The 22,562-nt window shown below is 68.4% G+C and carries 19 protein-coding genes, 2 tRNA genes and 2 pseudogenes; 13 read left to right on the top strand and 10 right to left on the bottom strand.

What is annotated here, in order from left to right; all coding sequences use genetic code 11:
- Nucleotides 1-4: 4 nt before the first annotated feature.
- Nucleotides 5-1,726 (top strand): IclR family transcriptional regulator domain-containing protein, encoded by a 1,722-nt coding sequence (locus tag AB0B29_RS10625; protein WP_436845820.1) that lies wholly within the window; start codon nt 5-7, stop codon nt 1,724-1,726.
- Nucleotides 1,727-2,026: 300 nt separating this feature from the next.
- Nucleotides 2,027-2,099: transfer RNA gene (locus AB0B29_RS10620), tRNA-Arg, on the top strand.
- A 302-nt stretch (nt 2,100-2,401) separates the two neighbouring features.
- Here the strand turns inward: AB0B29_RS10620 and AB0B29_RS10615 are convergent.
- Nucleotides 2,402-3,409, bottom strand: coding sequence for a DUF4041 domain-containing protein (locus AB0B29_RS10615; RefSeq protein ID WP_230299590.1), 1,008 nt, complete (start codon nt 3,407-3,409; stop codon nt 2,402-2,404).
- Here AB0B29_RS10615 and AB0B29_RS10610 point away from each other — a divergent pair.
- Nucleotides 3,401-3,703: a hypothetical protein gene (locus AB0B29_RS10610; RefSeq protein ID WP_362236726.1), complete on the top strand. Its 303-nt coding sequence runs from the start codon at nt 3,401-3,403 to the stop codon at nt 3,701-3,703. The genes AB0B29_RS10615 and AB0B29_RS10610 overlap by 9 nt on opposite strands.
- Before the next feature lie 715 nt (nt 3,704-4,418).
- A tRNA-OTHER gene (locus AB0B29_RS10605) sits at nt 4,419-4,515 on the top strand.
- A gap of 90 nt (nt 4,516-4,605) precedes the next feature.
- Here AB0B29_RS10605 and tgmC read toward each other — a convergent pair.
- The 4 genes from tgmC to AB0B29_RS10585 all read right to left on the bottom strand — a co-directional run bounded on the left by tgmC (nt 4,606) and on the right by AB0B29_RS10585 (nt 7,856).
- A complete protein-coding gene (gene tgmC, locus AB0B29_RS10600; protein ID WP_362236724.1) occupies nt 4,606-5,730 on the bottom strand; it encodes an ATP-grasp peptide maturase system methyltransferase in 1,125 nt (374 codons plus the stop codon).
- A complete protein-coding gene (gene tgmB, locus AB0B29_RS10595) occupies nt 5,730-6,680 on the bottom strand; it encodes an ATP-grasp ribosomal peptide maturase (protein WP_362236722.1) in 951 nt (316 codons plus the stop codon). Before tgmB ends, tgmC begins: the two co-directional genes overlap by 1 nt.
- On the bottom strand, nt 6,677-6,988 hold the full coding sequence (gene tgmA, locus AB0B29_RS10590) for a putative ATP-grasp-modified RiPP (protein WP_344466189.1): 312 nt from the start codon (nt 6,986-6,988) through the stop codon (nt 6,677-6,679). The genes tgmB and tgmA overlap by 4 nt, the downstream gene beginning before the upstream one ends.
- Before the next feature lie 286 nt (nt 6,989-7,274).
- The gene (locus tag AB0B29_RS10585; RefSeq protein WP_362236719.1) at nt 7,275-7,856 is read right to left on the bottom strand and encodes a hypothetical protein; all 582 of its coding nucleotides are present in this window, start codon (nt 7,854-7,856) and stop codon (nt 7,275-7,277) included.
- Between the two features lie 106 nt (nt 7,857-7,962).
- Between AB0B29_RS10585 and AB0B29_RS10580 the strand changes: the two genes are divergently transcribed.
- Both AB0B29_RS10580 and AB0B29_RS10575 read left to right on the top strand, forming a co-directional pair.
- Entirely contained in the window at nt 7,963-9,177 is a 1,215-nt protein-coding gene (locus AB0B29_RS10580; protein WP_362236716.1) for a DNA-binding protein, read from the top strand.
- Complete coding sequence (locus AB0B29_RS10575) at nt 9,174-9,716, top strand: flavoprotein (protein WP_362236713.1); 543 nt, start codon at nt 9,174-9,176, stop codon at nt 9,714-9,716. Before AB0B29_RS10580 ends, AB0B29_RS10575 begins: the two co-directional genes overlap by 4 nt.
- A gap of 401 nt (nt 9,717-10,117) precedes the next feature.
- On the opposite strand, the gene AB0B29_RS10570 is transcribed toward AB0B29_RS10575, so the two are convergent.
- Nucleotides 10,118-10,570 carry a hypothetical protein gene (locus AB0B29_RS10570; protein WP_362236710.1) on the bottom strand — a complete coding sequence of 151 codons (453 nt, stop codon included), beginning with the start codon at nt 10,568-10,570 and terminating at the stop codon, nt 10,118-10,120.
- Nucleotides 10,571-11,189: 619 nt separating this feature from the next.
- On the opposite strand from AB0B29_RS10570, the gene AB0B29_RS10565 reads away from it, so the two are divergent.
- Entirely contained in the window at nt 11,190-11,810 is a 621-nt protein-coding gene (locus AB0B29_RS10565; protein WP_362236707.1) for a hypothetical protein, read from the top strand.
- A gap of 284 nt (nt 11,811-12,094) precedes the next feature.
- Here the strand turns inward: AB0B29_RS10565 and AB0B29_RS10560 are convergent, their stop codons facing one another.
- The 4 genes and pseudogenes from AB0B29_RS10560 to AB0B29_RS10545 all read right to left on the bottom strand — a co-directional run bounded on the left by AB0B29_RS10560 (nt 12,095) and on the right by AB0B29_RS10545 (nt 15,621).
- Nucleotides 12,095-12,664, bottom strand: a complete 570-nt coding sequence (locus tag AB0B29_RS10560; RefSeq protein ID WP_362236704.1) for a hypothetical protein — start codon at nt 12,662-12,664, stop codon at nt 12,095-12,097.
- Between the two features lie 317 nt (nt 12,665-12,981).
- A pseudogene (locus AB0B29_RS10555) lies at nt 12,982-13,371 on the bottom strand (tyrosine-type recombinase/integrase); the annotation flags it as partial.
- A gap of 247 nt (nt 13,372-13,618) precedes the next feature.
- On the bottom strand, nt 13,619-13,897 hold the full coding sequence (locus tag AB0B29_RS10550) for a hypothetical protein (protein WP_362236701.1): 279 nt from the start codon (nt 13,895-13,897) through the stop codon (nt 13,619-13,621).
- A 521-nt stretch (nt 13,898-14,418) separates the two neighbouring features.
- Complete coding sequence (locus AB0B29_RS10545; protein ID WP_362236698.1) at nt 14,419-15,621, bottom strand: MFS transporter; 1,203 nt, start codon at nt 15,619-15,621, stop codon at nt 14,419-14,421.
- A 93-nt stretch (nt 15,622-15,714) separates the two neighbouring features.
- On the opposite strand from AB0B29_RS10545, the gene AB0B29_RS10540 reads away from it, so the two are divergent.
- The 6 genes and pseudogenes from AB0B29_RS10540 (at nt 15,715) to AB0B29_RS10515 (ending at nt 22,513) form a co-directional block, all read left to right on the top strand.
- Complete coding sequence (locus AB0B29_RS10540) at nt 15,715-16,320, top strand: TetR/AcrR family transcriptional regulator (protein ID WP_362236695.1); 606 nt, start codon at nt 15,715-15,717, stop codon at nt 16,318-16,320.
- A gap of 230 nt (nt 16,321-16,550) precedes the next feature.
- A pseudogene (locus AB0B29_RS10535) lies at nt 16,551-17,396 on the top strand (transposase); the annotation flags it as partial.
- Nucleotides 17,397-17,463: 67 nt separating this feature from the next.
- Nucleotides 17,464-17,871, top strand: a complete 408-nt coding sequence (locus tag AB0B29_RS10530; RefSeq protein ID WP_362236693.1) for an NUDIX hydrolase — start codon at nt 17,464-17,466, stop codon at nt 17,869-17,871.
- A gap of 153 nt (nt 17,872-18,024) precedes the next feature.
- Nucleotides 18,025-18,360, top strand: coding sequence for a deoxyxylulose-5-phosphate synthase (locus AB0B29_RS10525; RefSeq protein ID WP_362236690.1), 336 nt, complete (start codon nt 18,025-18,027; stop codon nt 18,358-18,360).
- A gap of 381 nt (nt 18,361-18,741) precedes the next feature.
- Entirely contained in the window at nt 18,742-19,575 is an 834-nt protein-coding gene (locus AB0B29_RS10520; RefSeq protein ID WP_362236687.1) for a PIG-L family deacetylase, read from the top strand.
- A gap of 391 nt (nt 19,576-19,966) precedes the next feature.
- Nucleotides 19,967-22,513, top strand: a complete 2,547-nt coding sequence (locus AB0B29_RS10515; protein WP_362236684.1) for a GH32 C-terminal domain-containing protein — start codon at nt 19,967-19,969, stop codon at nt 22,511-22,513.
- Nucleotides 22,514-22,562: the final 49 nt, after the last annotated feature.

Raw genomic sequence — 22,562 nt, 5'->3', positions numbered from 1 at the left:
GCCGATGCCAGCGAAGCCCATGCCCGAGTCCCAGGAGGGTGCCGCTCCGACGGCCGACGAGTCGGGGCAGAGGGGCGTACCCGAGGAGGCGGTCACCCCTCTCATCCGCGGCATCGCGGTACTGCGGGAACTGACCGAGGCGGGCGGCACGCTGAGCCTGAGCGGGCTGGAACGCGCCACCGGCCTCGCCCGCTCCACGGTCGACCGCATCACGGCCACGCTCGCCCGCATGGGCTACGTCCGCTTCGACGGCAGGGACGTCCACCTGTCCCCCCGCCTGATGGAACTGGGCAACGCCTACATGTCGGCCCTGCGCCTGCCCGCCCTGCTCGCCCCGCACGCGGACGCCCTGGCCGACGAACTGGACGAGTCGGTCTCGCTCGCGGTCGCCGACCTCGACGGCATCCGCTTCATCCACCAGGCGACCCGCCGGCGCGCGATGTCCCTCAGCTTCCGCATCGGCGACCTGCTCCCCGCCGAACGCACCGCGCCCGGCCCGCTGTTCGCGACGGAGTGGACGGCCACGGACTGGCAACGCTGGCGGCACCGCAGGGCGGCGGATCCGAGAGACCTGTCCTTCACGGCCGTACCGCCGCGCAGGTACGGGGCGGACGAGCGGGACGACGAGACCTTTGCACGCCGCACGCAGGAGGCGTCGGCGAACGACTGGTCCCTGGACGACCAGCTCATCGAGCCGGGCCTGGTGGCGGTCTCGGTGCCGGTCCGAGCCCCGGGAACGGACGGCGCAACCGGCAGGATCGCGTGCGTGGCGAGCGTGGTCAGCCACACCAGCCGCCACACCGCACACCACCTGCGTACGACGCTGCTCCCGAGACTGCGGTCCGCGGTCCGGGCCATGGAACGGGAACTCCAGAACACCCCACCCCCTGAGCCCGGCCCTCCCCCATCGGACCTGGCGCGCTGGACGGGGGCGTCCAAGCAGCAACTGGGCCGCGAGTTCATCGAATCCCTGGCGCGTGGCCTGACGGTCCTCACGGTCTTCGGCGAGGACAGGCCGGAACCGACCCTCACGGAGGTGGCCCGGGCTACGGGCCTGGCCCGGGCGACGGCCCGCCGCGCCCTGATCACCTACGACCACCTGGGCCTGGTGGCCACGACGGGCCGCACTTTCACCCTGACTCCCCGGGTCCTCTCCCTCGGCTTCCCGCCCCTGTCCCGTACGTCCCTGCCGGAGATCGCCCAGCCCCACCTGGCCGATCTGACGTCCCGCATCCACGAATCGACGTCACTGGCGGTGCTGTCGGACTCCGGCGAGGAGATCCAGTACACGGCGAGGGTGGCGACGGCCAGGGTGATGAGCGTGAACATCACGGTGGGCACCCGCCTGCCGGCCTACGCGACGGCACTGGGCAGGGTCCTGCTGGCGGACGCGCCCGCTCGCGTTCCGCGTTCCGGGGGCCTGCGGGCTCTCACCCCGCACACGATCACGGACAACGAGACGCTGGAGCGGACCCTGACCTCGGTCCGCTCGCAGGGCTACGCCCTGGTGGACGAGGAACTGGAAGAGGGCCTCCGCTCCCTGGCGGTCCCGATCCGCGACCGGTCGGGAAGGGTGGTGGCGGCCCTCAACACGGCGATGCACGCGAGCCGCCACACCCTCAAGGAGTGCGTGAGGGACCTCCTCCCGGAACTGACGACCACAGCCACCCGCATCCAAACAGACCTCCACACAGCGTCCCGCTTCACCCGGATCCCGACATCCTGACCGCCCCCTGACCGGGCCCTGCCCGACCCCGACCAGCTTCCCTGACCAGCCCTCTGACGGTCCCCTGACCGGCTTCTGACCGACTCCTGACCAGCCACCGGTCCGGCTTCTGACCAGTCACCGGATCGGCCGCTGCCCGCCCACCCGCCGTCTTCCCCGCGCGCCCCGCCGTCTCCCCCGCGCCGCTCACCGCTCGCCCCGCATCCTGGCCCCCACACCCACCCGACCCGCATCCGGTACGCTGACGCCTGTGGTCCTCCCAGACCACAGGGCACGTCGCTGCTTGCGTCCACTGCCACTGCCTTCGTAGCTCAGGGGATAGAGCACCGCTCTCCTAAAGCGGGTGTCGCAGGTTCGAATCCTGCCGGGGGCACAGAGATAAGGGCCAGCTCAGGAGGGGTTTCCTCCCAGGCTGGCCCTTCTTCGTTTCCCGCCCCGTGCCATAGGCGTGCCACATCATCCGGCAGAGGGCTCGCCGCCCGGCAACCACTTAAGGGCAACCACCACATCCGCCCCAATCCGCCACAGGTCACTCTGCGTCTACCGGCTGCTCCGAGATTGCGCGACGCCATCGACAGGCCTTTGCCGGCAGTACCTCCAAGGTCACCTGGATCAGTCTGGATGGCGCCGCCTGCCGTCTGGACACACCCGACGAGGTTGACTGAGTCGAGCCCGTCACCGCCCGGCAGCGGTCTGGCTGGCCCTCCATTCAGGAGCCTCGGGCGTGTCCTGGAACTCCAGGAGGTGCTGTCCGGCGAGCCGCTGCAGGGCGGCGCGTACGTCTGCCGGTGTGACGTAGAAGAACTCCCGGCGTAGGTTCACCCGGTTGACGCGGCGGGACTCGAACTCCTGGTGCAGGCGGCGTTCCAGGCCGACGGCGTCCTCACTGAAGATCAGGGCGTGTACGTCGAAACGGAAGGGGACGGACGCGTCCCCGAGTTCGATGACGCGGTCCATGGGATCGAGGCGCCGGGTCATACCGATCTTGACCATGCGTTCGCCGAACGCTCCGACGTTGGAGATGACGTAGACGTATCCGGCCCGGATGTTGGCCTCGCGGGCCTCGACCGCCTCCAGTTCGGCGCCCAACTCAACAAGTTTTCCTTCGAGTTCGGCGATGGCGGCCTCATCGCCGGTGCCGGAGCGCAGGCGGCGCAGGGCGCCCTCGTAGTGGCTGCGTTCCTTCTCCAGCCGCTGCCGCTCGCGCTCGATCTCGCGCTGCATGCGCTCCTCCTCGCGCTGCTGGGCTCGAAGCTCTCGCTGCTCCTCCCGCTCGGTCTCCTTCCTCACCAGGTAGTCCGCCGTCAGTTCCAACTCCTGGACCCGCAGCTGGTGGTAGTCATCGCCGATGCGGATCTGCATGGTGGCGCCGAGCCGGGCGATCGACTCCCGCGTCTTGCCGAGCCGGTCGATCAACGAGTCAAGCCGGTGCGGCTTCATGCCGCGCACTGCGTTGTCCGCCTCGGCGTTGTACGCGCGCAGCATCAGCTTGGAGAAGTCACGGACCATCTTGCGGCCCTTGGCAGCTGAGCCGTCCACCATCCAGTACTGGTTGCCGAGCACTGCCCGATCGTCCCTCGCCAACTGCTTGTAGCGGGCCTTGAGACTGTCGAGCCGGTCCTTGTAGGCGAGCGCGTCGGCGAGCGGATGGCGGTACTCGTAAATGCCGGCCTCTTGCAGCATCCGCGTCTCATCAGTGAGCACCAGATCCCGGCGCGCGGCCGTGAGACGCTGTTCGGCCTCCGCCGTCTGGCGAGCCATGTCGTCGGCTTGGCGGCGCACGTCAACCAGGGACTGCGCGGCGCTCTCGGCGGCGTGCTCTATCTTCTCGTCGAGGAGAGCGTCGATCCGTCCGATCTCTTGGAGCTTCTCCTCATGCGCGCGGCGCAGTCGCTGCTGCTCGGCGGCTATCTGAGCGCTGTCGGCTCCGATGAGACGACTCAATTGCTCCGTCAGGTGACGGTTGTCTTCCTGTAGTCCGCGTACCTGTGTTTCCATCAGCGCCAGCTCGCCCGCCAGACGCGCCGCCTCGGACTCCGCTTGCTTACGGCGCCGGCCGAACAGACCCCCACCTGTGGCCGGGACCGTCGCCTGGGGACCGTAGGGGGACTGCTGAGGAACGGGTGCGCTCGGCTGCGGCGCGGCCCCTTCCGGGATCCAGATCTGCCAGCCTGGGGGTGTGGGCCATGCGGGATCCGGTTCCCAGCCCGGTGGCGGGCTCCACCCCTCCGGCGGGGCGGGCCAGGTGGGCGGCGGGTTGAACCGGTAGGTCATGGGGCAACGACTCCTGTCGCGAGGGCGAGAGACGGCCGGCGTAACCCCGATGCCGTCCGGCAGCCAGCGGGCCGAGTCGAACGTACTCGGCCTTGTGGACCTTCGTCCTGCCATCTCCTGTTTTTGGCCCTCCTGGCAGCAGATCCGACGAGGTGAGTAAGCCGCAGGGAAGCCGTTAGACTCCGGCCGCTGTCAGGACGGCCCTCCGCCGGCAGCGAAGTGCCCTTCGTCCTCGAGGGACCGGTCCGGCGCCCCCGGGCACGGCCGACCGCCCCTGACGCACCGGGTGAAGGTGAAGCGAAGGTGCCCACCCCTCTGTCCGCGGACAAGATCCTGTCCGTTCTCAAGAACGCACGACTTGGCGTTGTCGAACACGGATCCTGGCGCACCCCCCAACCGCGACCAGCACGGCAACTGGGGCCCCGTGAACGGGGTGATGATCCCCCCAGGCCACGACCTTGATCAGAGAAAACTCCTAAAGCGGGTGTCGCAGGTCAATCCTGCCGGGGGCACCAGCCAAGAGGCCCCGGACCGATCTTGGTCCGGGGCCTTTGACATCTACGTCTGACATCAACCAGACGGTCGAAAGCTCTCCCTCGCTCCGGCTACCAGCGAACCGTCTGTCCCTCCGGGGTAACGGTGACAGTGAACTCCTCCAGCTCCGGTGCACCGGCGGCGTACCAGCGGCCGAGCTGTTCTTCCACGCGGTCCCACAGCCCCTCCGGCCCGCCCTGTCGGACCAGCCACCGACCGCCGTCCTCGTACACCGCGGCCCACGAACCGGAGCCGACGTCGACCAGGACGTCCTCGGTGCGCCCGTTCCGTTCCATCGTCAGCCGTTGGGCGCCCGGCACGGCGAGCTGCGTGACGAAGCGTGCGCTCCAGTTGTTCAGCACGTCGGCGCCGGTGACGGTCTCGCGTTCCTCGCCGTCGTCGAGGTCGGGGAGCATGCCGAGGTGGGGCGGCAGCTGCGGCCGGGCGAGCATGAAGGAGATCTGCCCTCCGAGCAGTCTGCCGCGGGCCACCCCGTCGTCGTCGACAGTAAGCCGGGCCAACTCCGAGGCATACAGCCATCCGCACAGGGTGGCCAGGATGACTCCGCCCGGTGCGGTCTGCTCGATCCAGGCGTAGGGCACGTCCAGCACCCCACAGGTGGCGACCAGCCGGTCGTACGGGGCCCCGTCCTTGTGCCCAGCGAGGCCGTCACCGACAACCAACTCGGGGAAGTAGCCGCAGGAACCCAGGGCAGCTCTCGCCCTGCTGGACACCTCCGCGTCCACCTCCACCGACGTCACCAACTCTTCTCCGAGTCGGTGGCACAGCAGCCCGGTCGAGTATCCGGTGCCGGTGCCGATCTCAAGCACCCGGTTGCCGTCGTCGACCTGGAGCTCCTCCAGCATCCGCACGACCAGGCTCGGCATGGTGCTGGACGACGTGGGGGTCCGCAGGATCTCACCGCGGATGTCGCCCGGCACGACCGTCCCGGCGATCTGAGTGACCAGAGACTCATCCGCATAGCAGCGCTCCAGCCAGCCGGCGGTGTCGGGCAGGACGGACCGCCAGGCGGTCGGTGCGGAGCCTTCGACCTGATCGAAGAAACCGCCACGCAGGAACTCGTGGCGGGGCACGGTTTCGACAGCCGAGCGCCACGACGGGGTACGCAGGAAGCCGTCACCGGCGAGTCGAGCAGCCAGCGCACGGCGATGGGCTGCGGAGTCCATGACGGTCATCAGCGCATCTTCCTTTCCAGCAGATCGGCCATGGCCTCGAGCATCGGCAGGCCGGTCTCCGGTTCCAGCCAGTACCACTGCCCAGACGGGTTGCACTCCAGGAACCACCATTGCCCTTCGCGGTCGATGGCGAAGTCGAAAGCGCCGAAGACGAGGCCGAAGCGGGCCAGGTATGCGTGCAGGGCGTCGACGATGCCGGGCGGCGGGCTGACCACGGAGTAGCGCAGAAGGCTGTAGTCGGTACGCCAGTCCAACAGGTCCGAGACGATGCGGACAGGGAACACCCGGTCACCGATGACGGTCACGCGTACGTCCGCGGTCTTCTCGATCCGCTGCTGGAAGAGGTGCGCGGTGCCGGAGACGGCCTCATCGATGTCATCGGTCGCCACTTCGGCGACCTCCACGGTGCAGGAAACCCCGTCGATGCGGTACAGCGGCGCCGACAGAGGCTTGTAGATCACGGGTGCGTGCTGCTTGATGAACGACCGCGCGGCATCCGGGTCCGAGGTGATGACCGTCGGCGGGAGACGGAACCCCGCGGCCGCAGCGGCGGCCAGGCCGGACGGTTTGAACTCGGCGTCCCCGATGCGGTGCGGGTGGTTGACGTACAGGCAGCCGGGAAGCGACGCGAGGACTCCGCCCAGACCGTAGCGGGCCTGAGCGACCGCGAACCGGGCGTCCTGCTCGTCCAGGTGCGGGAAGGTGAAGCCGGAAGGCCGGCGGTAGTACAGGGACCGGACCTGTGTCAGGTCGGCGGTCCGCGACGGCGTGGACAGCGTTCCTTCCATACCGTTCGAGCTGATCGTGGCCGTGACCGACAGGGCGTGAGGGAAGTCCCCCGAGTCGAACCGCACGACCGGGACGCCCCGGTCGTGCAGCTCACTGATCACCACGTCGGCCGTGGGGTCGTCCAGATTGGTGACGACCAGCACCGGACCGAGATCGCTCACTGGTCGGTGTCGTTCCCGGTGTCCTGGTCACCGCCGCCGCTGCCACCGCCGCCGGAGCCGTCCGACGGGTTACCGGTGTTGGTCGCCGGATTCGTGCCACTGCTGGTGCCGTGCTTCCCCATCTCCAGCACACGACCGTCGGCGTCGAAGTAGCGAGCTGTCTGCGTGGTTCGGTCGAGTTCGACGCGGTCGTAGCCCGACGCCATCGCCGGATACGGAGCCATGCGCCGCACGCCCCAGGGGGACGGCGTTGCCGCGCCGGAGGGCAGAGGCGTCCCGGTGGGGAGCCGATCGGAGTGAGCGAACAAGAGTTCTTCCTCTCTGCTTCGGTCTTCTTCGGTTGCTTGACGAGCCCGCCCCTGCGCTCGGCCTGTGAAGGGTTGAGAGCCGGGGCGGGAGTCTCCTCGGGTCAGGCGCCGCGGCGCGCGTCCCGGCATTCCCTGCTCAGCCATACGGCTTCCGGGCATGTCAGCCGAAGGTTCGCGGCCCGGTCGTCAGTGGCCGTGCACGTCGGGCAGGTCATGCAGTGGCCCGCCATGCGCTCGAACGCGGCTGCCCAGGAGGCGTCGACGGAGGACGGATAACCGCGGCCGCTCATGCCTCCGGCTCCGCCGGCATACAGTGCCGTCCGGCAGCGATCAGGCGGGCGACCTCGACGGGCGAGCACAGCATCGAGGGCGAGTCCAAAGGCGCCGACCAGTAGGTGGCGCGGGGACGAGTCCATTGCACGGCGTCCACTCTCGGCACGCCGAGGTAGCTGCCGCGGCCCAGGCAGTCCACGTCCATGGCCCGCCAGTCGTCGAGGGCCTGGTACCAGGTCTTGGGCATACTCGCGGGGACCAGGGCGTAGTACCGGCGGAAGTGCGGATCGCAGACGACCGGGCCGCCTTCGAGGGTTTCGCGCAGGAACTGGTCCAGCTTGAGGGCCTCGGTGATACCAGTGAGGGCGACGAGGAGGCGGCCGGGGATCCGCACAGCGGAGAACAGGGTGCCCAGCGGCAGCAGCGTCACCTGGTGCTGGTCCCATTCCAGCCGGGCGCGGGCACGGCTCGATGCCGGAAGGGTTGCCAGCAGCCAGTGCTCCGAGGCCAACCGCCGGTCAACGGTGGGGTGGATGAACACGCCGGGCGCAGCCTCGATCGACCGTAAGGCCGGATAGCTGTGATCGCAGTTCATGCTCGCGCCCCCCTGTCACATGTGGTCCGTCTCACACATGGGACCGTAGGGCGCGGTACAACAGAGGTGGGCACGCACAGTGCGTGCCTTGTACGGGGGCACGGGGATGGACACTTCAGGCATCGGTCGCCGCATCGCCTACTGGCGAGCCATGCGCGGCTACACCCAGTCGGACTTCGGCCACCTCATGGGCCAGACGAAACGCTGGGTGCAGGACGTCGAAGGCGGCAAGCGCCAACAGGACCCGCGGCTTTCGGTACTGGTGCGCGCGGCCGAGATCCTCCGCGTCCCTCTGGAGCAGCTCTTGACCGACACTGCGCCCCAGCAGCCGGCAGACAGCACCCCGCCCGCTGACGCCCTCCGCGTCATCGACGCCCTGTACGGCTCCGACCGCGACGACGACGTGCCACCGCGCAGTGTTCTGCAACGTCGCCTCGACTACTGCTGTGTGGCCTTTCAGGCCTGCCACTACGCTGCGCTCTCCCGGGACCTGCCCGCACTGATCGGGGAGGCCGGGCGGGCGGTGCACACGGCGCCCGTCGGCGAGCAGGGTGAGGCGCATGCGCTGCTCTCCCGCGTGTACCAGCTCGTCACCTCGTACCTGCACAAGTACGGTGCGGCGACGGCGATCCCGGCGGCGCTCGCCGCTGACCGGGCGTTGGTCGCCGCCGAGCGGTCCGGTGATCCGGTGCAGATGGGCGCGGCCGCCCGGCGGGTCGCGAAGAGCCTCGTCTACCAACAGCGTCCGGCCGCGGCGGTCGAGTTCGCGACGGCGGCCGGGCGGCGCCTGGCCGACGATCTCACCGGCCGCGGGGCGCTCGGTCTGTCCACCCTCGGCATGCTGTACCTGTCCGCCGCGCTCGCCGAGTCCTCGCAGGACCGGACCCCCGGGCGCATCGCGGCGGCGGGCGAGTACGTGGCCGAGGCCGGGGACGTAGCCGCGCGGCAGGGCGTCGACCTGGACGAGGACTACACCCAGTTCGGGCCGACGAACGTCACCTTGCACCGGATGGACGTGCTGCTCCGCTTCGAGGACGGATGGTCCGCGCTCGAAGCCGCAGAGGATGCGAGGCCCGAAGCGCTCGCGGGGATGACCCGGGAGCGGCAGGCCGGGCACCGGGTCGCCATCGCCCGCGCCTCGTTGCTGACGCGACGCCACGGCGCAGCCGTAGCAGCCCTGCTCCAGGCCGACGAGCTGGCGCCCGAGGAGGTGCGCGGACGTCCGGAGACGGTGAACCTCGTCAAGGACGTGGTCCGCGTTACCCGGGACCCCGGACCGGCCTTGCGCACGCTCGCCGAGCATTGTGGACTGCGGGCATGACCCGAGTGCTCTACCTCATCGCCTGCGCCGCTGGCCCGACGCAGCACATCGACGACGGCGTTCGCGCCGCGCAGGCCGACGGCTGGGACGTGTGCCTCATCCTGACCCCGTCCGCGGCGACTTGGTGGGAGCCACGCATGGAGGAACTCGTCGAGCTGACCGGGCATCCTGTTCGATCGCGGTACAAGCTGCCGTGGGAGAAGGACGCCCTACCGAAGGCCGACGCGATGCTGGTCGCGCCGATGTCGTGCACCACGTTGAACAAGTGGGGGGCCGGCATCACGGACACCGTCGCCATCGGTATCCCGTCGGAAGCGGTGCACATGGGCGTGCCGGTCGTGGCGATGCCCTACTTCAACCAGGCTCAGGGTGCGCAGCCGGCGGTGGCACAGTCGATTGCTGCTCTGCGTGAACAGGGCATTCTGGTCCTCGATGGCCCGGACGGATACCAGTCGCACCCTCCGAAGCGGGGCAACCCGCAGGCGTATCCCTGGGGGAAGGCGCTAGCTGGCGTTCGGCGACAGACCGGCGGTCACTGACCTACGTACAAGACGAAACGCCCCATCCCACTCCCACCCGAAGGCCAGAGTGGGCAAAGGCTCCCACGACGGCAGTTTTCCCGTTCGGGAGCGTGTACAGCCTCTGTAGCCCATGCCCCTACCCGATCCGCAGGACGATCACGGCCACTGTCAACCGTCATCTGGGACCGAAGTGTCAAGCATCTACCGGGACCGGACACCCCCACGCCACAGACTGAGTTACAACTTCTCTACTGGTTCAAGGCGGCTCGCTCCACTCACCGCGCGCGGCCCGGTCCCCGGCCGCGCCTGCGCTCCTGTCTCCGCCCCGCTCCAGCCCGGCCGGCGTCCGAGCCGCGCGCCCAGCAATCAGCCACTTGATGCCAGAAAAGAGGTACGTCGCGGCTGGGGCGGTCGGCTACTCAGCAGGCAGCGTGCACCTGGTCCAGATAGCTGTTGACGAAGCCCCCTTCGCTCAGCGCCACGGCAGCGTTCTGGGAGCTGTCACCTTGGACATGGGCCAGGTGGACGACCCAGCCTTTCAGCGCGTCGTCAGCGATGTCTGCGGGCAGGTCGCCACTACGCTCATCCTGTTGGTACTGCCTCATGAGGGACTGTCCATAGCCCATCGCTCGCTTGACTTCATCAGGACTGTGCGGGTGCTTCTCCTGCCAGTAGGCGTATACGTAGCTAGCTCTGTCCACCCATTCACTGGCGAAGCACCAGTCCTGAGGGGACGAGCCGCCGGGATCTGGCACGCCCGAACCCGCGCCACAACCACTTGCTAAAACAACGGTGAGGGCGCCGACCACAGCCAACGCCCCAGGCCTCTTGATCATCCCCGCCCCTTGTAGGGTTTCGCGCGCTTGAATCAAGGTCGTAATTTTGAGTCAGCTCCCAGCGCGGTTGTCAAGGACGCCGTCATTCTTGACAACAGCGGCTGACATCAACAGGCACGTACATGAGCAGTCGGGGCCGAACCCCAACGGACGATCAACCGAGACTCGGCGTGAATTGATCGATGTCCTCGATTCCCTGTGACCGACCTGATAAGGCTGAGGATAGAACCTGTGCCAGGCGGGGCGCCGCTCTCGAATGACGGGCGGCGCCCTGTCGGCTTGACTTAACCATTGAAACTCCGCCGACTTCAGTGCTTCGCGGCAGGCCTCAGGGCTCTCTGTTTCGAAACTGTAGAGCAGGTGACCTTTCTACCCACCATCACCCGCTGGGGCCGTCCCTGGGCCTTCCGGAACCGACCAACGTTGAGAGTCAGCACCCCACCCCCACCCCGCTCTGGCATGGGCTCCCCGAGTTGATCTGCGGCACTGGAGGGCTATACCGAGCCCGGAGAACTGGCAGCGATTCGGGAGATAATGGCCTCTTACCTGCACGTTTGTCAAGATGGGGTGCCTTCTTCCCCCTCTGGGCCGAGCACCTTCCGACCAAGTTGCGCAAACGCCTTACAACCTTTACCCAGGAAGCCAAGATGATCTGGTGGAGATAGCCCGTCTGGTTCTGGACTTCCTCAAGGTGCTTGTGTGGCCAGCCGTGATCCTTGCCGTCGCGTACGGGTTCAGGGAGGAGGTTCGAGGCTTGCTGCGGCGAGTCAAAGCACTGAGCGCTGTGGGTGTGGACGCTGAGTTCTCGGAAGCTGTTGAGCAGGCCAGCGCTGAAGTAGAGGAGGCCGTGACACAGGCCGAGCCACAGGCCAGCGAACTGCCGCTACCGTCGGCCGCGACAGTTGCCGAGCGACGTGAACGGGATGCGCGACCGACAGCTCCTTACATTGACCCGACCAATGCGATGCTCGAAGCGTGGGGTCAAGTCCGCTGGACTATCAGCCGCATGGTGTTGGAGCACACCACCTACGGCAGGATCGGCGAGACGGTCCTGAGGCGCCTCATCTGGAGTGAACGGTACTTCCCCCATGACATCGCTCAATCCCTGCGTGATCTCCACGCAATCTCGCAGGAGCTTCGAGACAGAAGGCGACTCCCGACCACCGGTGCCGGCCAGGACTACATCGCGAGCTGTGAAGCTATGGTCGATTGGCTAAAGGAGTACGCCAAGAGTCCGGCCTGGGCGGACGCAGTCGGGAAGCTGGAGACCCCCTGACCAGCAACCGATGACAGCTGGATCTACGCCTGTGCCTTCTAGGCCGCCTTGGCGCCCCTCCTCGAATCCGTGCCGAAGGTGCCGATCCGTCGCGCTCGGTGCGACGTTCATAACGGTGCTGGTTGGGCCGTCCCTGGGCCGTCCGAGGCCCCTCCACAGTGGCCAATGACGACCAACAACGACCACCAGGCGCACGCGCCCACAAACCCATGAGCAGCAAAAACCCAGCTCACCAAGATCCCGGCAAGACCCAGGGCAAGAAGAGGCTCCGCCAGCGCCAGTAGTCAGCGTGGGGTGTCTTGGGAAAGGTCACCCCTCCAAGGTGGTGGCCAGGGAACTGACTCCGCTATGCGCGCCCCTCGCACACCGAGACCAGTTCGAGCCAGTTCCAGGAAGTGCTGCCGTGCCTGTCGGAAATCCTTGTACGCCTGGTCCCAGCCTCCCTGTTCTCTTGTCGGAAGTTCACGGGCCAACCACTCCAGATGCCACAGGCAGTGGTTCAGCCTGACAGCGGCCGTGTTCGTCTTGGCGTCCCCCAGCAGCCACACTGTCTCAGCGAGCGCCGAGCGCTGCACCTCGGCCTCTGCCACTTCGGCGAGAACCTGATCGGTGGGCTCCAGCGGCGCTGCCCCACTGACAGCAATGCCCTTGGCGACCGCGATCCGCCGGTAACGGTGCGCGAGATCCTTCACGACGTGGGCGTACTCGGCATACGCGCTCAGACGACGCTCATCCCACCGGACGGACTGCTCGCGGTGCCATCGTGCCTTCTCCACGATCATGGTTGTCGTCATCGACAGGATGGCGCCCAACGCCACGCCGAGCAACGTTGCCAGTTGACCAGTCAGACTCATGAGTGCTTCCTAACCCACCGAGCCAAGCGTCAACCGTAGGTCAATTGGGCGTCACAGCCCGTCAGTCGGAGCCTCATTCAGGGCACGCTGCAGGCGGGCCAGATGCAGGGGTCAGCCACGGTCAACACCGGTACCCCGCGGTCGAGTAGCCACTCGCTTCCTCGGCCGCCGAAGCCGCAGCTCAGACCCGCGATCACCCAGCCTCTCTCCTATAGCGGTGTCCAGGTTCGAATCGTGCCGGGGGCACCAGCCAAAAGGCCCCGGACCGATCATGGTCCGGGGCCTTTGACATGCGCTTCTGACATCAACGCGGGCGGTCACTCGGGGATGCGGCGTCTTCCGAGCAGCCGGTCCATGTGACTCATGGCCTCGCGCTGCGTGTCCTGGACGACGTGGGTGTAGACGTCCATGGTGATGCTGATCTGGGAGCGGCCGAGGATCTCCGTCACCACGCGGGGCGCGACTCCGGCCGCCGTGAGGGGCGTGGCCGCCCCGGGGCGAGCGTCGTGCAGCCGGATGACACGGAGGCCGGCGGACTCGGCGACGCGGGTGAAGGAGCGGTACAGGTTGCGCGGCTCGACTGGGCGGCCGGTTCGGGTGGCAAAGACGTAGTCCGACTCCTGCCACCTCTCCCCCGCCTTGGCATGAGCGTCCGCCTGCCGTAGGCGGTGCCGGAGCAGGGGCGCCATGCAGAGGGCGACCAGCGCAGGCCCACGATCTCTCCTCGGCGAGCACTCTGATCGTGGGCGAACTGAGCACGAACGCGATCCTCCCCACCGCGAGCGGCGGACTCGGCAGTTTCCACCTGCCCTCGGGTCTCCCGCTAGGTGATGGCCCTGTCGGTCACCGATGGGGGAGGGACGGGCACCCAGCCGGGAGGACACCCGTGCTGATGGACAAGCCACGGCCGCGGGTGATCAGTTGTGGCTGAAGCGGGGTCGCCGCCGGCTCACCTCAGCCCTCCCGGTCCTCGACCATGCCGATCGCGAAGGGGAACGACTCCAGGAACTCGCGCCGTTCAGGGTCCTGCTCCCTTTCGGCCAGGTCCACAAGCACCTGCAAGAGCCGTTGGCGTTGGTCTGAAGGCAGTTGTAGGAGCACCCCGCCCAGGCTCTCCATCATCTTCACCGCGGAGTCGGGATCCACTTCCTCGTCCTCGCAACTCTCCAGCCACCACACGACGTCAACGAGCAGGCCGGTGAGTGCCGGCAGAAGCGGATCCCTGTCAGTCATGCAGGCAACATAGCCGAGCCCTACGACACCGCCCCGTGGCGAGGTGAGTGTTCAACTGCGTGACAACGCCGGCACACAGCGGCGGGCAACCGCGAACGCCCATGGACTGTAGCCGCAGACGAGAAGCACGCTGGCCCAAGGTCGAGCGCCCGTCCACGTCGCTTCGGGACAAGGAGGTCGTGGGCTCAGATCCCGCCACCCCAACAGTTGAAACACAAGGACAGGGGTCTGGTCCGCATCGCGGGTCAGACCCCTGTCGGCCTCGTGCCGGCCTACAAGCGGCCTACAGCCAACCGCTGTCAGTCAGGACCCGCCCCGTAGAGCGTCAGCATCAGTGCCACAACGGCAACGCCGACCAAGAGCGCAGCGCCTAGGAGCGTGTCCAGTAACCGGCAATCAGGCCACGCCTGGAGCCCGACACAATGCGACTCCGGCTGGCGTGCCGCCGCCGGTACACCGGCGGCGCGCCATCCGGCGCCGTTGTGGCTACGCGTCCCCGGTGGGCTCTGAGGAGGGCTCGGTCATCGCAAGGCGTCGTTGGTGCGGGCGGTCCAGATTGCCAGGGCGGCGAGCAGGGCGCAGGCGCCGCCGAGCCACAGCACGCCCTGGAGGGTGAGCGAGTCGACGATGACGCCGCCGACCAGCGCGCCGAGGCCGATGGACAGGTTGAACACCGCCACCCACAGCGAGGAAGCCGCTTCCACCGCCTGCGGGGCGGCCTTGATCATCCAGGTCTGGAGGCCCACGGACACCCCGCCGTAGGACAGTCCCCAGACGATCAGCAGGATGACGCCGCCGAACGCGGTCTGGCCCAGCAGCAGGAAGAGCGGCATCGCGACCGCGAGGGCCACGGAGATGACCAGCACGCTCCGGTGCACCTGGCGGGAGAGCGCCGAGCCGGCGACGAAGTTGCCGATCATGCCGGCCACACCGAATCCGAACAGCAGCGGACCGACGTAGCGCTCGTCGATCCCCGACAGCTTCTGCAGGGCCGGGCTCACGAACGTGTAGGCGGCGAAGTGCCCGAACACGATCAGCACCGTCGCGATGATGCCGACGCGCACACCCGGATTGCGGAACTGCTCCATCAGCAGCTTCGCGCGGATGACCTGCGAAGCGACCAGCCGCGGCAGCACCACCAGCAGGGCGATGAGGGTGACGAGCGCCAGGGCGCTCAGCGAGGAGAAGGCGATGCGCCAGCCGGTGAGGTCACCGACCAGGGTGCCGAGCGGGACGCCGAACACGTTCGCGGCTCCGACGCCGCCGAAGATGACGGCGGTGGCTCGCGGCACATCGGCGGGAGCGACGAGCCGGACGGCCAGGCCGCTGGCGATGGCCCAGAAGCCGCCGATCGCGATACCGACCAGCACCCGGGAGCCCACCAGGACGGCGAAGTTCGGTGCCAGGGCCGAGGCCAGGTTGGAGACGGTCATCAGGGCCATCAGTCCGAGCAGCAGGATGCGCCGGTCCATGGCCCCGACGAGCATCGGAACCAGCGGCGCCGCGAACGCGGCGACGATGCTGGGCACCGTCACCATCAGCCCCGCCGTCCCCTCGGAGACCGACAGCGCGGACCCCACGGAGGTCAGCAGACCGATCGGCAGTTGCTCGGCGGTCACCAGCAGGAAGGTGCCCAGAGCCACCGCGGAGACCGCCATCCAGCGACTTCTCTCCGGGGCCTGTGGTTCCTGCGCCGGTGTGGGGGTCTGTTCTGCGGTCGTCAACGGAGCCTCCTTCAACAATTCGGGAGCGATCGCTCCCGAATTGGGCACCCTAGTATGGGAGCGATCGCTCCACAAGTTCGGTAAGGTGAACACATGGCACGCCCCCGACAGTTCGACGAGAAGAACGCGGTCACGTCGGCGACCGAGCTGTTCTGGCGACGCGGTTACCACGCCACCTCGGTGCGCGACCTGGGTGACGAGCTGAAGCTCACGCCCAGCAGCCTGTACCGGACGTTCACGGACAAGCACACGCTGTTCCTGCGCGCGCTCGACCACTACCGGGCCACCGAGTCGGCGGAGGCCCGGCAGCGGCTGGACGCGGCGGACCATCCCGTTCGCGAGGTGCTGCGGGAATGGATGCTGTGGCTGGTCACCTGCCCGGCCGACGGCGCGCCCGGCCGCGGGTGCTTCGTGGTCAACACCGCCACCGAGCTCGGGACCACCGACGAAGAGGTCCGTCAGCGGACCGAGGCCGCCTTCGAGGTCACCCGGCAGGCCCTGCGGTCCGTGCTGGCCGAGGGCCGTGACCGTGGCGAACTGTCCGCCGGTCTCGACATCGACGACGCCGTGGAGCTGCTGTTCACCACGGTGCTCGGCCTGCGGGTGCGGGAACGGGCCGGCCACGACATCGAGCGCCTGACCACCGCGATCGACCTCGCGGTCCGCGCCCTGGGGCCCACGCCCGCGGAACCTGCCTGACGGCACGGGGATGCGCCAGGAGCGTGTCGCAGTAACCGCAACCCGCGTGTGTCTGGTGATCACTCGTACAGGTTGATCCCGGTATGCGTGATCAGGAGGGGCTGTTCGAGGTCCAGCCGGCCGAGGGCAAACAGCCGCCACGTCGTGCGGCGGCGGTGGACAAGACGTTCCGGCGTTCGACCCGCACCAGGCCCTGCTGCTGCCGCCGTCACTGGACGACTGGCTACCCGGACCAGGCCTTCGGCATCGACGGCAAAGAGACCGATCTACCCGCCGAGCTGGACCGACGAGAGAAGCGCCTCGCCCGGCTGCAGGCCGCCCGCGCCCAGATCGAGGCCGAGACCGCCGACAAGGCCCGCCGCCACGCCGAGGACAAAGAACGCCGCCGCCAGGACCGCACCGGCGTCCGCGACGAGCAGGCCGTCACCGACGCGGAAGAGCAGGCCGCCGCGAAAGCGAGGCCCAAGCCGAAGGCCCAGGCCAACTTCACCGACCCCGACTCGCGGATCACGAAGAGCAGCGACGGCGCCTACATCCAGGCATACAACGCCCGGGCCGTCGTCGACGAGACCCACCCGGTCATCACCGCCGCCGACGTGACCACCAACGCCTCCGACGCACTGAACTACACCAGCATGCTCGACCAGTCCGCGCGCAACACCGGCGCCCACCCCAAGCAGGCTCTCGTCGACGCCGGCTACTGCTCCGAGACGAACCTCGAAGCAGCAAAGGAACGCCAACTGAACTGCCCCACTGACACGTTCATGGCCACCGGCCGCCTGTCCCACGACGAGCAGGTCCCGCACGCACCCCGCGGACGCATCCCCAAGGACGCGACCTTAAAGGAGCGCATGGCCCGCAAACTGCGGACCAAGCCCGGCCGGGCCGCCTACAACCGACGCAAGACCATCGTCGAACCCGTCTTCGGCCAGATCATGACCTGCCACAACGGCCGCCAACTCCTCCTGCGCGGCGAGGACGGCGCCCGCGGCGAGTGGCGCCTGCTGGCCGCCTGCCACAACCGCCGCAAGATCTTCCGCCACACCGGAGCCGCCGGACTGGCCGTGACGCTCGCCGCTCGGAAACGGGACGCTCGCACGCTGCACCGCTTCCAGTGTCGTGGCACACCGATACGGTCCCGTCATGGCGAATGGCAACCGTGTGCCGGAGAAGGTGGCGTGGGTCCTGGTCCGGGACGGGCTGGTGCTCGTGACGCGTAGCCACGGCAGGGATCGCTTCTACCTGCCGGGTGGTCACCGTGAGCCGGGCGAGTCCGACGGCGAGACTCTGGTGCGGGAGATCGACGAGGAACTGCAGGCCGCGGTCGACCCCCGTTCCATGGTGCATGTCGGCACTTTCGAGATCGGCGAGGGCCATCCGGAACACGGTCCGTTCCGGATGATCTGCTACACGGCCGACCACCGCGGCGAGCTGACCCCTGCACGGGAGGTCGCCGAGAAGGCGTGGTTCCGCTACGCCGACAGGGACCGGGTCTCCGTTGTCGACGGGCTGGTCTTCGACTCGCTTCACGAGGCCGGTCGGCTGCTCTGACGTCGTGTCCGCTGGGCAGGATCGGATCGGGACGAGGGCTTCTCGTGCTGAACTCGTGCCGGATGCGAGGGCCGGCCACGGTCGACACCCATGCAATAGCGGGCAGCCGAAACTCCGTCGAACCCGGTCCTGCGACGGCCCTACTCTGGCCGCATGGCCCACGGAAAGACCTCGTACGTTTGCCTGCCCTGCCGGGCCTCGTACAAGCAGCCTTACCCCGGCTACCACGATCACGACCGGGTCTGTCCACGCTGCGGCGAGCCTCTGATCCATGTCGGCTCCGCCTTCGCGGCACCCCAGAGGCGGGACACCGCCGCCTGGCGCACCCTCTCCGTGCTGCTGCACGCCGGTGTGCGCTTCCACAAGAGCTGTTGCGGCGGCCCCGGTTACCGCCCCCGCACCCTCAGCGAGGTGCGCGAGCGGATGGCCTACGCCCGGGCCACCGGAGAACCGTTCGCGCAGGCGTTGGTACGCCGCGACCTGCCCTAGCCGGCGACGGTGGGCGTCCTCCACCGGCTGCCGAGCCGGATGCCCCGACTGCGCGCCCTGTCCCGGCGGTAGGTGTCGAGCGCGGCAGGCGGCCCGCCGGACATCAACGAATGGGGCCGTCGGCCCGGGGCCCTGGGACGCCGGGGAAGTTCATGTGCACCGCGTCTGCCAAGCAAGACCAATCGGTCGCGCCGGGAACAGTCGGCCCGGCCGGCGCGGTTGCATCGATCGAGGGTCCGGGCCGCACGGGCGACGGGCCCAGAGGCCTCAAGATCCTCAGCACCACCAGGGCCGCAGCGCCACCAGGCCGCCTGGCCCCGGGATCGCGGTAGGCCCGCCACGTACTCGGATCAAGACGTATCTCCGCAGGAGGACCGCTTCATGACTGACCGGCCGTTGACGCTCATGGCAGTTCACGCCCACCCCGACGACGAGGCCACCGGAACGGGAGGGGTCCTGGCGCGGTATGCGGCGGAAGGCATCCGCACGGTTCTCGTGACGTGTACCGACGGCGGGTGCGGTGACGGGCCGGGGGGCGCCAAACCGGGCGACCCCGGGCACGATGCGGCGGCGGTCGCCTCGATGCGCCGTCAGGAACTGGAGGCGAGCTGTGGAGTGCTGAAGATCAGTGATCTGGAGATGCTGGATTATGCCGACTCCGGGATGATGGGCTGGCCGAGCAACGACGCCCCCGGGTCCTTCTGGCAGACCCCCGTGGAGGAGGGCGCGGCCCGGCTCGCGGAACTCATGCGGCACTACCGGCCTGATGTGGTCGTCACCTATGACGAGAACGGCTTCTACGGTCACCCCGACCACATCCAGGCCCACCGCATCACGATGGCGGCGTTGGAGATGACCGCGCTGACACCCAAGGTGTACTGGACCACGATGCCCCGCTCGATGATGCAGCGGTTCGGCGAGATCATGCGCGAGTTTCATCCGGACATGCCGGAGCCGGATCCTGCCGAGGCCGCCGCCATGGCCGAGATCGGCCTCCCCGATGATGAGATCACCACGTGGGTGGACACCACCGAGTTCAGTGGCCAGAAGTTCGACGCCTTGGCCGCGCACGCCAGTCAGGGCGAGAACATCTTCTTCCTCAGGATGGGCAAGGAGAGGTTCGGCGAGTTGATGGGCATGGAGACCTTCGTACGGGTCCAGGACGCCACCGGCGCGGCCGTACCCGAGAACGATCTCTTCGCCGGACTGCGCTGATCCGCCCTACCAGGCCGGCCGGGGAAGCGCACCGGCGACCGGCCGGCAGCTTGGCTTCGCCCGCTGATGGGACAGGAAGCGGACAGGACGGCGACCATGCCGGTGTGAGCAGCGGGTCGTAGGGGGTGTTGCGGCAGGGCGTGACCGGTCAGGCCCTGCCCCGCACCCGGGGACCGCAGGGCGCACCGAACCAATTCGCATCCGCACCGTTGACGCGGCCACCTGACTGGGTCTCATAATCGGGCAGCCACTGTCATCGATGACACAAGTCAACGATGACACCCTCGGGCGACGGCGGGGCAGCCTTCGTCGGGCCGGGGCGCACTTCTCGGTCGTCGCGCAGGGGTCTTCCCTCACCGCCGCGTGGACGGCCGTGGGACAAGGAGCCGCTATGAGCCGTATACGCGTATCCCGGCAGGCCCGCATGCGGGTGGCGACGGTGGTGACCGCCTTCGCCCTGTCGGCGGCCCCGCTCACCCCGCAGGGCGTCGCACAGGCATACACCGAGACCTACCGGCCCCAGTTCCACTTCACCCCGCAGAAGAACTGGATGAACGACCCCAACGGCCTCGTGTACTACAAGGGCGAGTACCACCTCTTCTACCAGTACAACCCGAACGGCAGCTCCTGGGGCGACATGTCCTGGGGACACGCGGTGAGCAAGGACCTCGTGCACTGGGAGGAGTTGCCGCTCGCCCTGTCGCACGACGACGAGGAGATGGTCTTCTCCGGCAGCGCGGTCGTCGACTGGAACAACACCACCGGGTTCGGCACGACGGAGAACCCGCCCATGGTGGCCATCTACACCAGTGCCTACAAGAACGGCGGCAAGCAGGCCCAGTCGCTCGCCTACAGCACCGACCGGGGCCGCACCTGGACCAAGTACCAGGGCAATCCCGTGATCGACATCGGTTCCGACAACTTCCGCGACCCCAAGGTGCAGTGGTACGCGCCGACCAAGAGCTGGCTGATGACGGTGCCTCTGTCCGCCGAGCACAAGGTGCGGTTCTACTCGTCCAAGAACCTCAAGGACTGGGAGTTGCAGAGCGAGTTCGGGCCGGCCGGCGCGACGGGTGGCGTGTGGGAGTGCCCCGACCTGTTCCCCCTCGCGGTCGACGGGGACCCGAAGAAGGTCAAGTGGGTGCTGGTGGTCAACCTCAACCCCGGTGGTATCGCGGGTGGTTCGGCCGCCCAGTATTTCGTCGGAGACTTCGACGGCAAGAAGTTCACCCCTGACGACAAGGGCACCTACACGCCGCCCACGGGCGATGTCGTGCAGGACTTCGAAGGCGACGGCTTCGGGGACTGGACGGCGACCGGGACCGCGTTCGGGCGAGGGCCGGCAACCGGTGCGGTGGACGGTCAGCAAGCCGTCTCGGGCTTCGACGGCAAGGGTCTCGCCAACAGCTTCCACGGCGGTGACGGCACCACCGGCTCCCTCACCTCCCCCTCCTTCACCGTGACCAGCCCCTACCTGAACTTCAAGATCGGTGGCGGGCGGCACCCGCACAAGGCCGGTACCGTCCTGGACGGCACCGCGCCCGAGGGCACGGTCCTCGCCGACTTCGAGGGCGGCGGCTACGGCGACTGGACGGCGACCGGGGACGCCTTCGGCACGGCACCGGCCACCGGCACCCTCCCCGGCCAGCAACAGGTCTCCGGATACCTGGGCAGCGGCCTGGTCAACACCTTCCGCAGCGGCGACTCCACCACCGGCACCCTCACCTCGCCCGAGTTCACCGTCGACAAGAAGCACATCAATTTCCTCATCGGCGGTGGCAACCACCCGGCGGACGCGGCCAACCCCACCGCCGTCGAGCTCCTCGTGGACGGCCGGGTGGTGCGCAGCGCCACGGGGAAGGACTCCGAGGCCCTCGACTGGGCCTCGTGGGACGTCGGCGACCTCGCCGGCAAGAAGGCGCGGATCAGGATCGTCGACGACAACACCGGCGGCTGGGGCCACGTCAACGCCGACCACATCGTCATGTCCGACACCCCGGCCCAGCGTGCCTCCCAGGAGACGTCCGTCAACCTGATCGTGGACGGCAAGGTCGTCCGCAGCGCGACCGGCACCGACAGTGAGGCCATGGACTGGGCGTCCTTCGACCTGCGCCCGTACGTCGGCAAGAAGGCGCAGATCCGGATCGTCGACACGAACACCGGCGGCTGGGGCCACGTACTGGCCGACCGGTTCACCACCGCCGACAAGCCCGCCGAGTCCGTTCTGCGGCGCGCCGGCTGGGCCGACTACGGCAGGGACTACTACGCGGCCGTGTCCTGGGAGAACGCGCCGGACGGCAAGCGCTACATGATCGGCTGGATGAACAACTGGGACTACGGCCAGTCCGTCCCCACCTCCCCGTGGCGCGGCGTGCAGAGCGTCCCGAGGGAGATGGCCCTGCGGACCGTCGACGGCCGGATCCGGCTGACCAGCAAGCCGGTGGGGAGTCTCGAGTCCCTCCGGCAGACCGGCCCGGCCAGGGCGTCCGGCGTCACCGTCCAGAGCACCTCGAAGTCCCTGACCGGTCTCGGGGCCCAGGGCAAGGCGCTCGACATCGAGGCGACCTTCTCCCTCAAGGACGCGAAGCGCTTCGGCCTGAAGGTGCGCACCGGCGCCGGCGGCGAGGAGACCGTCATCGGCTACGACACCACCACCCAGGAGCTGTACGCCGACCGCAGCCGCTCCGGCGCCGGTGACTTCAACAGCACCTTCCCGAGCGTGCAGACGGCACCGCTGAAGGCCGAGAACGGCAAGGTCAGGCTGCGGATCCTCGTCGACTGGTCGTCCGTCGAGGTCTTCGGCGGCAACGGCGAGGCCGTGATCACCGACCAAATCTTCCCCGACCCCTCCAGCACCGGCGTCCAGGTGTTCGCCGAAGGAGGCACCGCCACCCTCGATGTCCTCCGCGTGTGGCAGATGAAGTCCATCTGGCAGTGATGAGCTGTTCGTGCACGAAAACCGAGAGGCGCCGCGTGGGCGCCTCTCG

Source organism: Streptomyces tibetensis, from assembly GCF_040647715.1.
GTDB lineage: Bacteria > Actinomycetota > Actinomycetes > Streptomycetales > Streptomycetaceae > Streptomyces > Streptomyces tibetensis_A.
This window is presented reverse-complemented; position numbering and strand designations above follow the sequence as displayed.

Bases quoted from the DNA above. Each gene is read 5' to 3' on its own strand.
- AB0B29_RS10625 (WP_436845820.1), top strand. From the start codon at position 5: ATGCCAGCGAAGCCCATGCCCGAGTCCCAGGAGGGTGCCGCTCCGACG.
- AB0B29_RS10615 (WP_230299590.1), bottom strand. From the start codon at position 3,409: ATGCTGCAAGAGGCCGGCATTTACGAGTACCGCCATCCGCTCGCCGAC.
- tgmC (WP_362236724.1), bottom strand. From the start codon at position 5,730: ATGACCGTCATGGACTCCGCAGCCCATCGCCGTGCGCTGGCTGCTCGA.
- AB0B29_RS10585 (WP_362236719.1), bottom strand. From the start codon at position 7,856: ATGAACTGCGATCACAGCTATCCGGCCTTACGGTCGATCGAGGCTGCG.
- AB0B29_RS10580 (WP_362236716.1), top strand. From the start codon at position 7,963: ATGGACACTTCAGGCATCGGTCGCCGCATCGCCTACTGGCGAGCCATG.
- AB0B29_RS10575 (WP_362236713.1), top strand. From the start codon at position 9,174: ATGACCCGAGTGCTCTACCTCATCGCCTGCGCCGCTGGCCCGACGCAG.
- AB0B29_RS10560 (WP_362236704.1), bottom strand. From the start codon at position 12,664: ATGAGTCTGACTGGTCAACTGGCAACGTTGCTCGGCGTGGCGTTGGGC.
- AB0B29_RS10550 (WP_362236701.1), bottom strand. From the start codon at position 13,897: ATGACTGACAGGGATCCGCTTCTGCCGGCACTCACCGGCCTGCTCGTT.
- AB0B29_RS10540 (WP_362236695.1), top strand. From the start codon at position 15,715: ATGGCACGCCCCCGACAGTTCGACGAGAAGAACGCGGTCACGTCGGCG.
- AB0B29_RS10530 (WP_362236693.1), top strand. From the start codon at position 17,464: ATGGCGAATGGCAACCGTGTGCCGGAGAAGGTGGCGTGGGTCCTGGTC.
- AB0B29_RS10525 (WP_362236690.1), top strand. From the start codon at position 18,025: ATGGCCCACGGAAAGACCTCGTACGTTTGCCTGCCCTGCCGGGCCTCG.
- AB0B29_RS10520 (WP_362236687.1), top strand. From the start codon at position 18,742: ATGACTGACCGGCCGTTGACGCTCATGGCAGTTCACGCCCACCCCGAC.
- AB0B29_RS10515 (WP_362236684.1), top strand. From the start codon at position 19,967: ATGAGCCGTATACGCGTATCCCGGCAGGCCCGCATGCGGGTGGCGACG.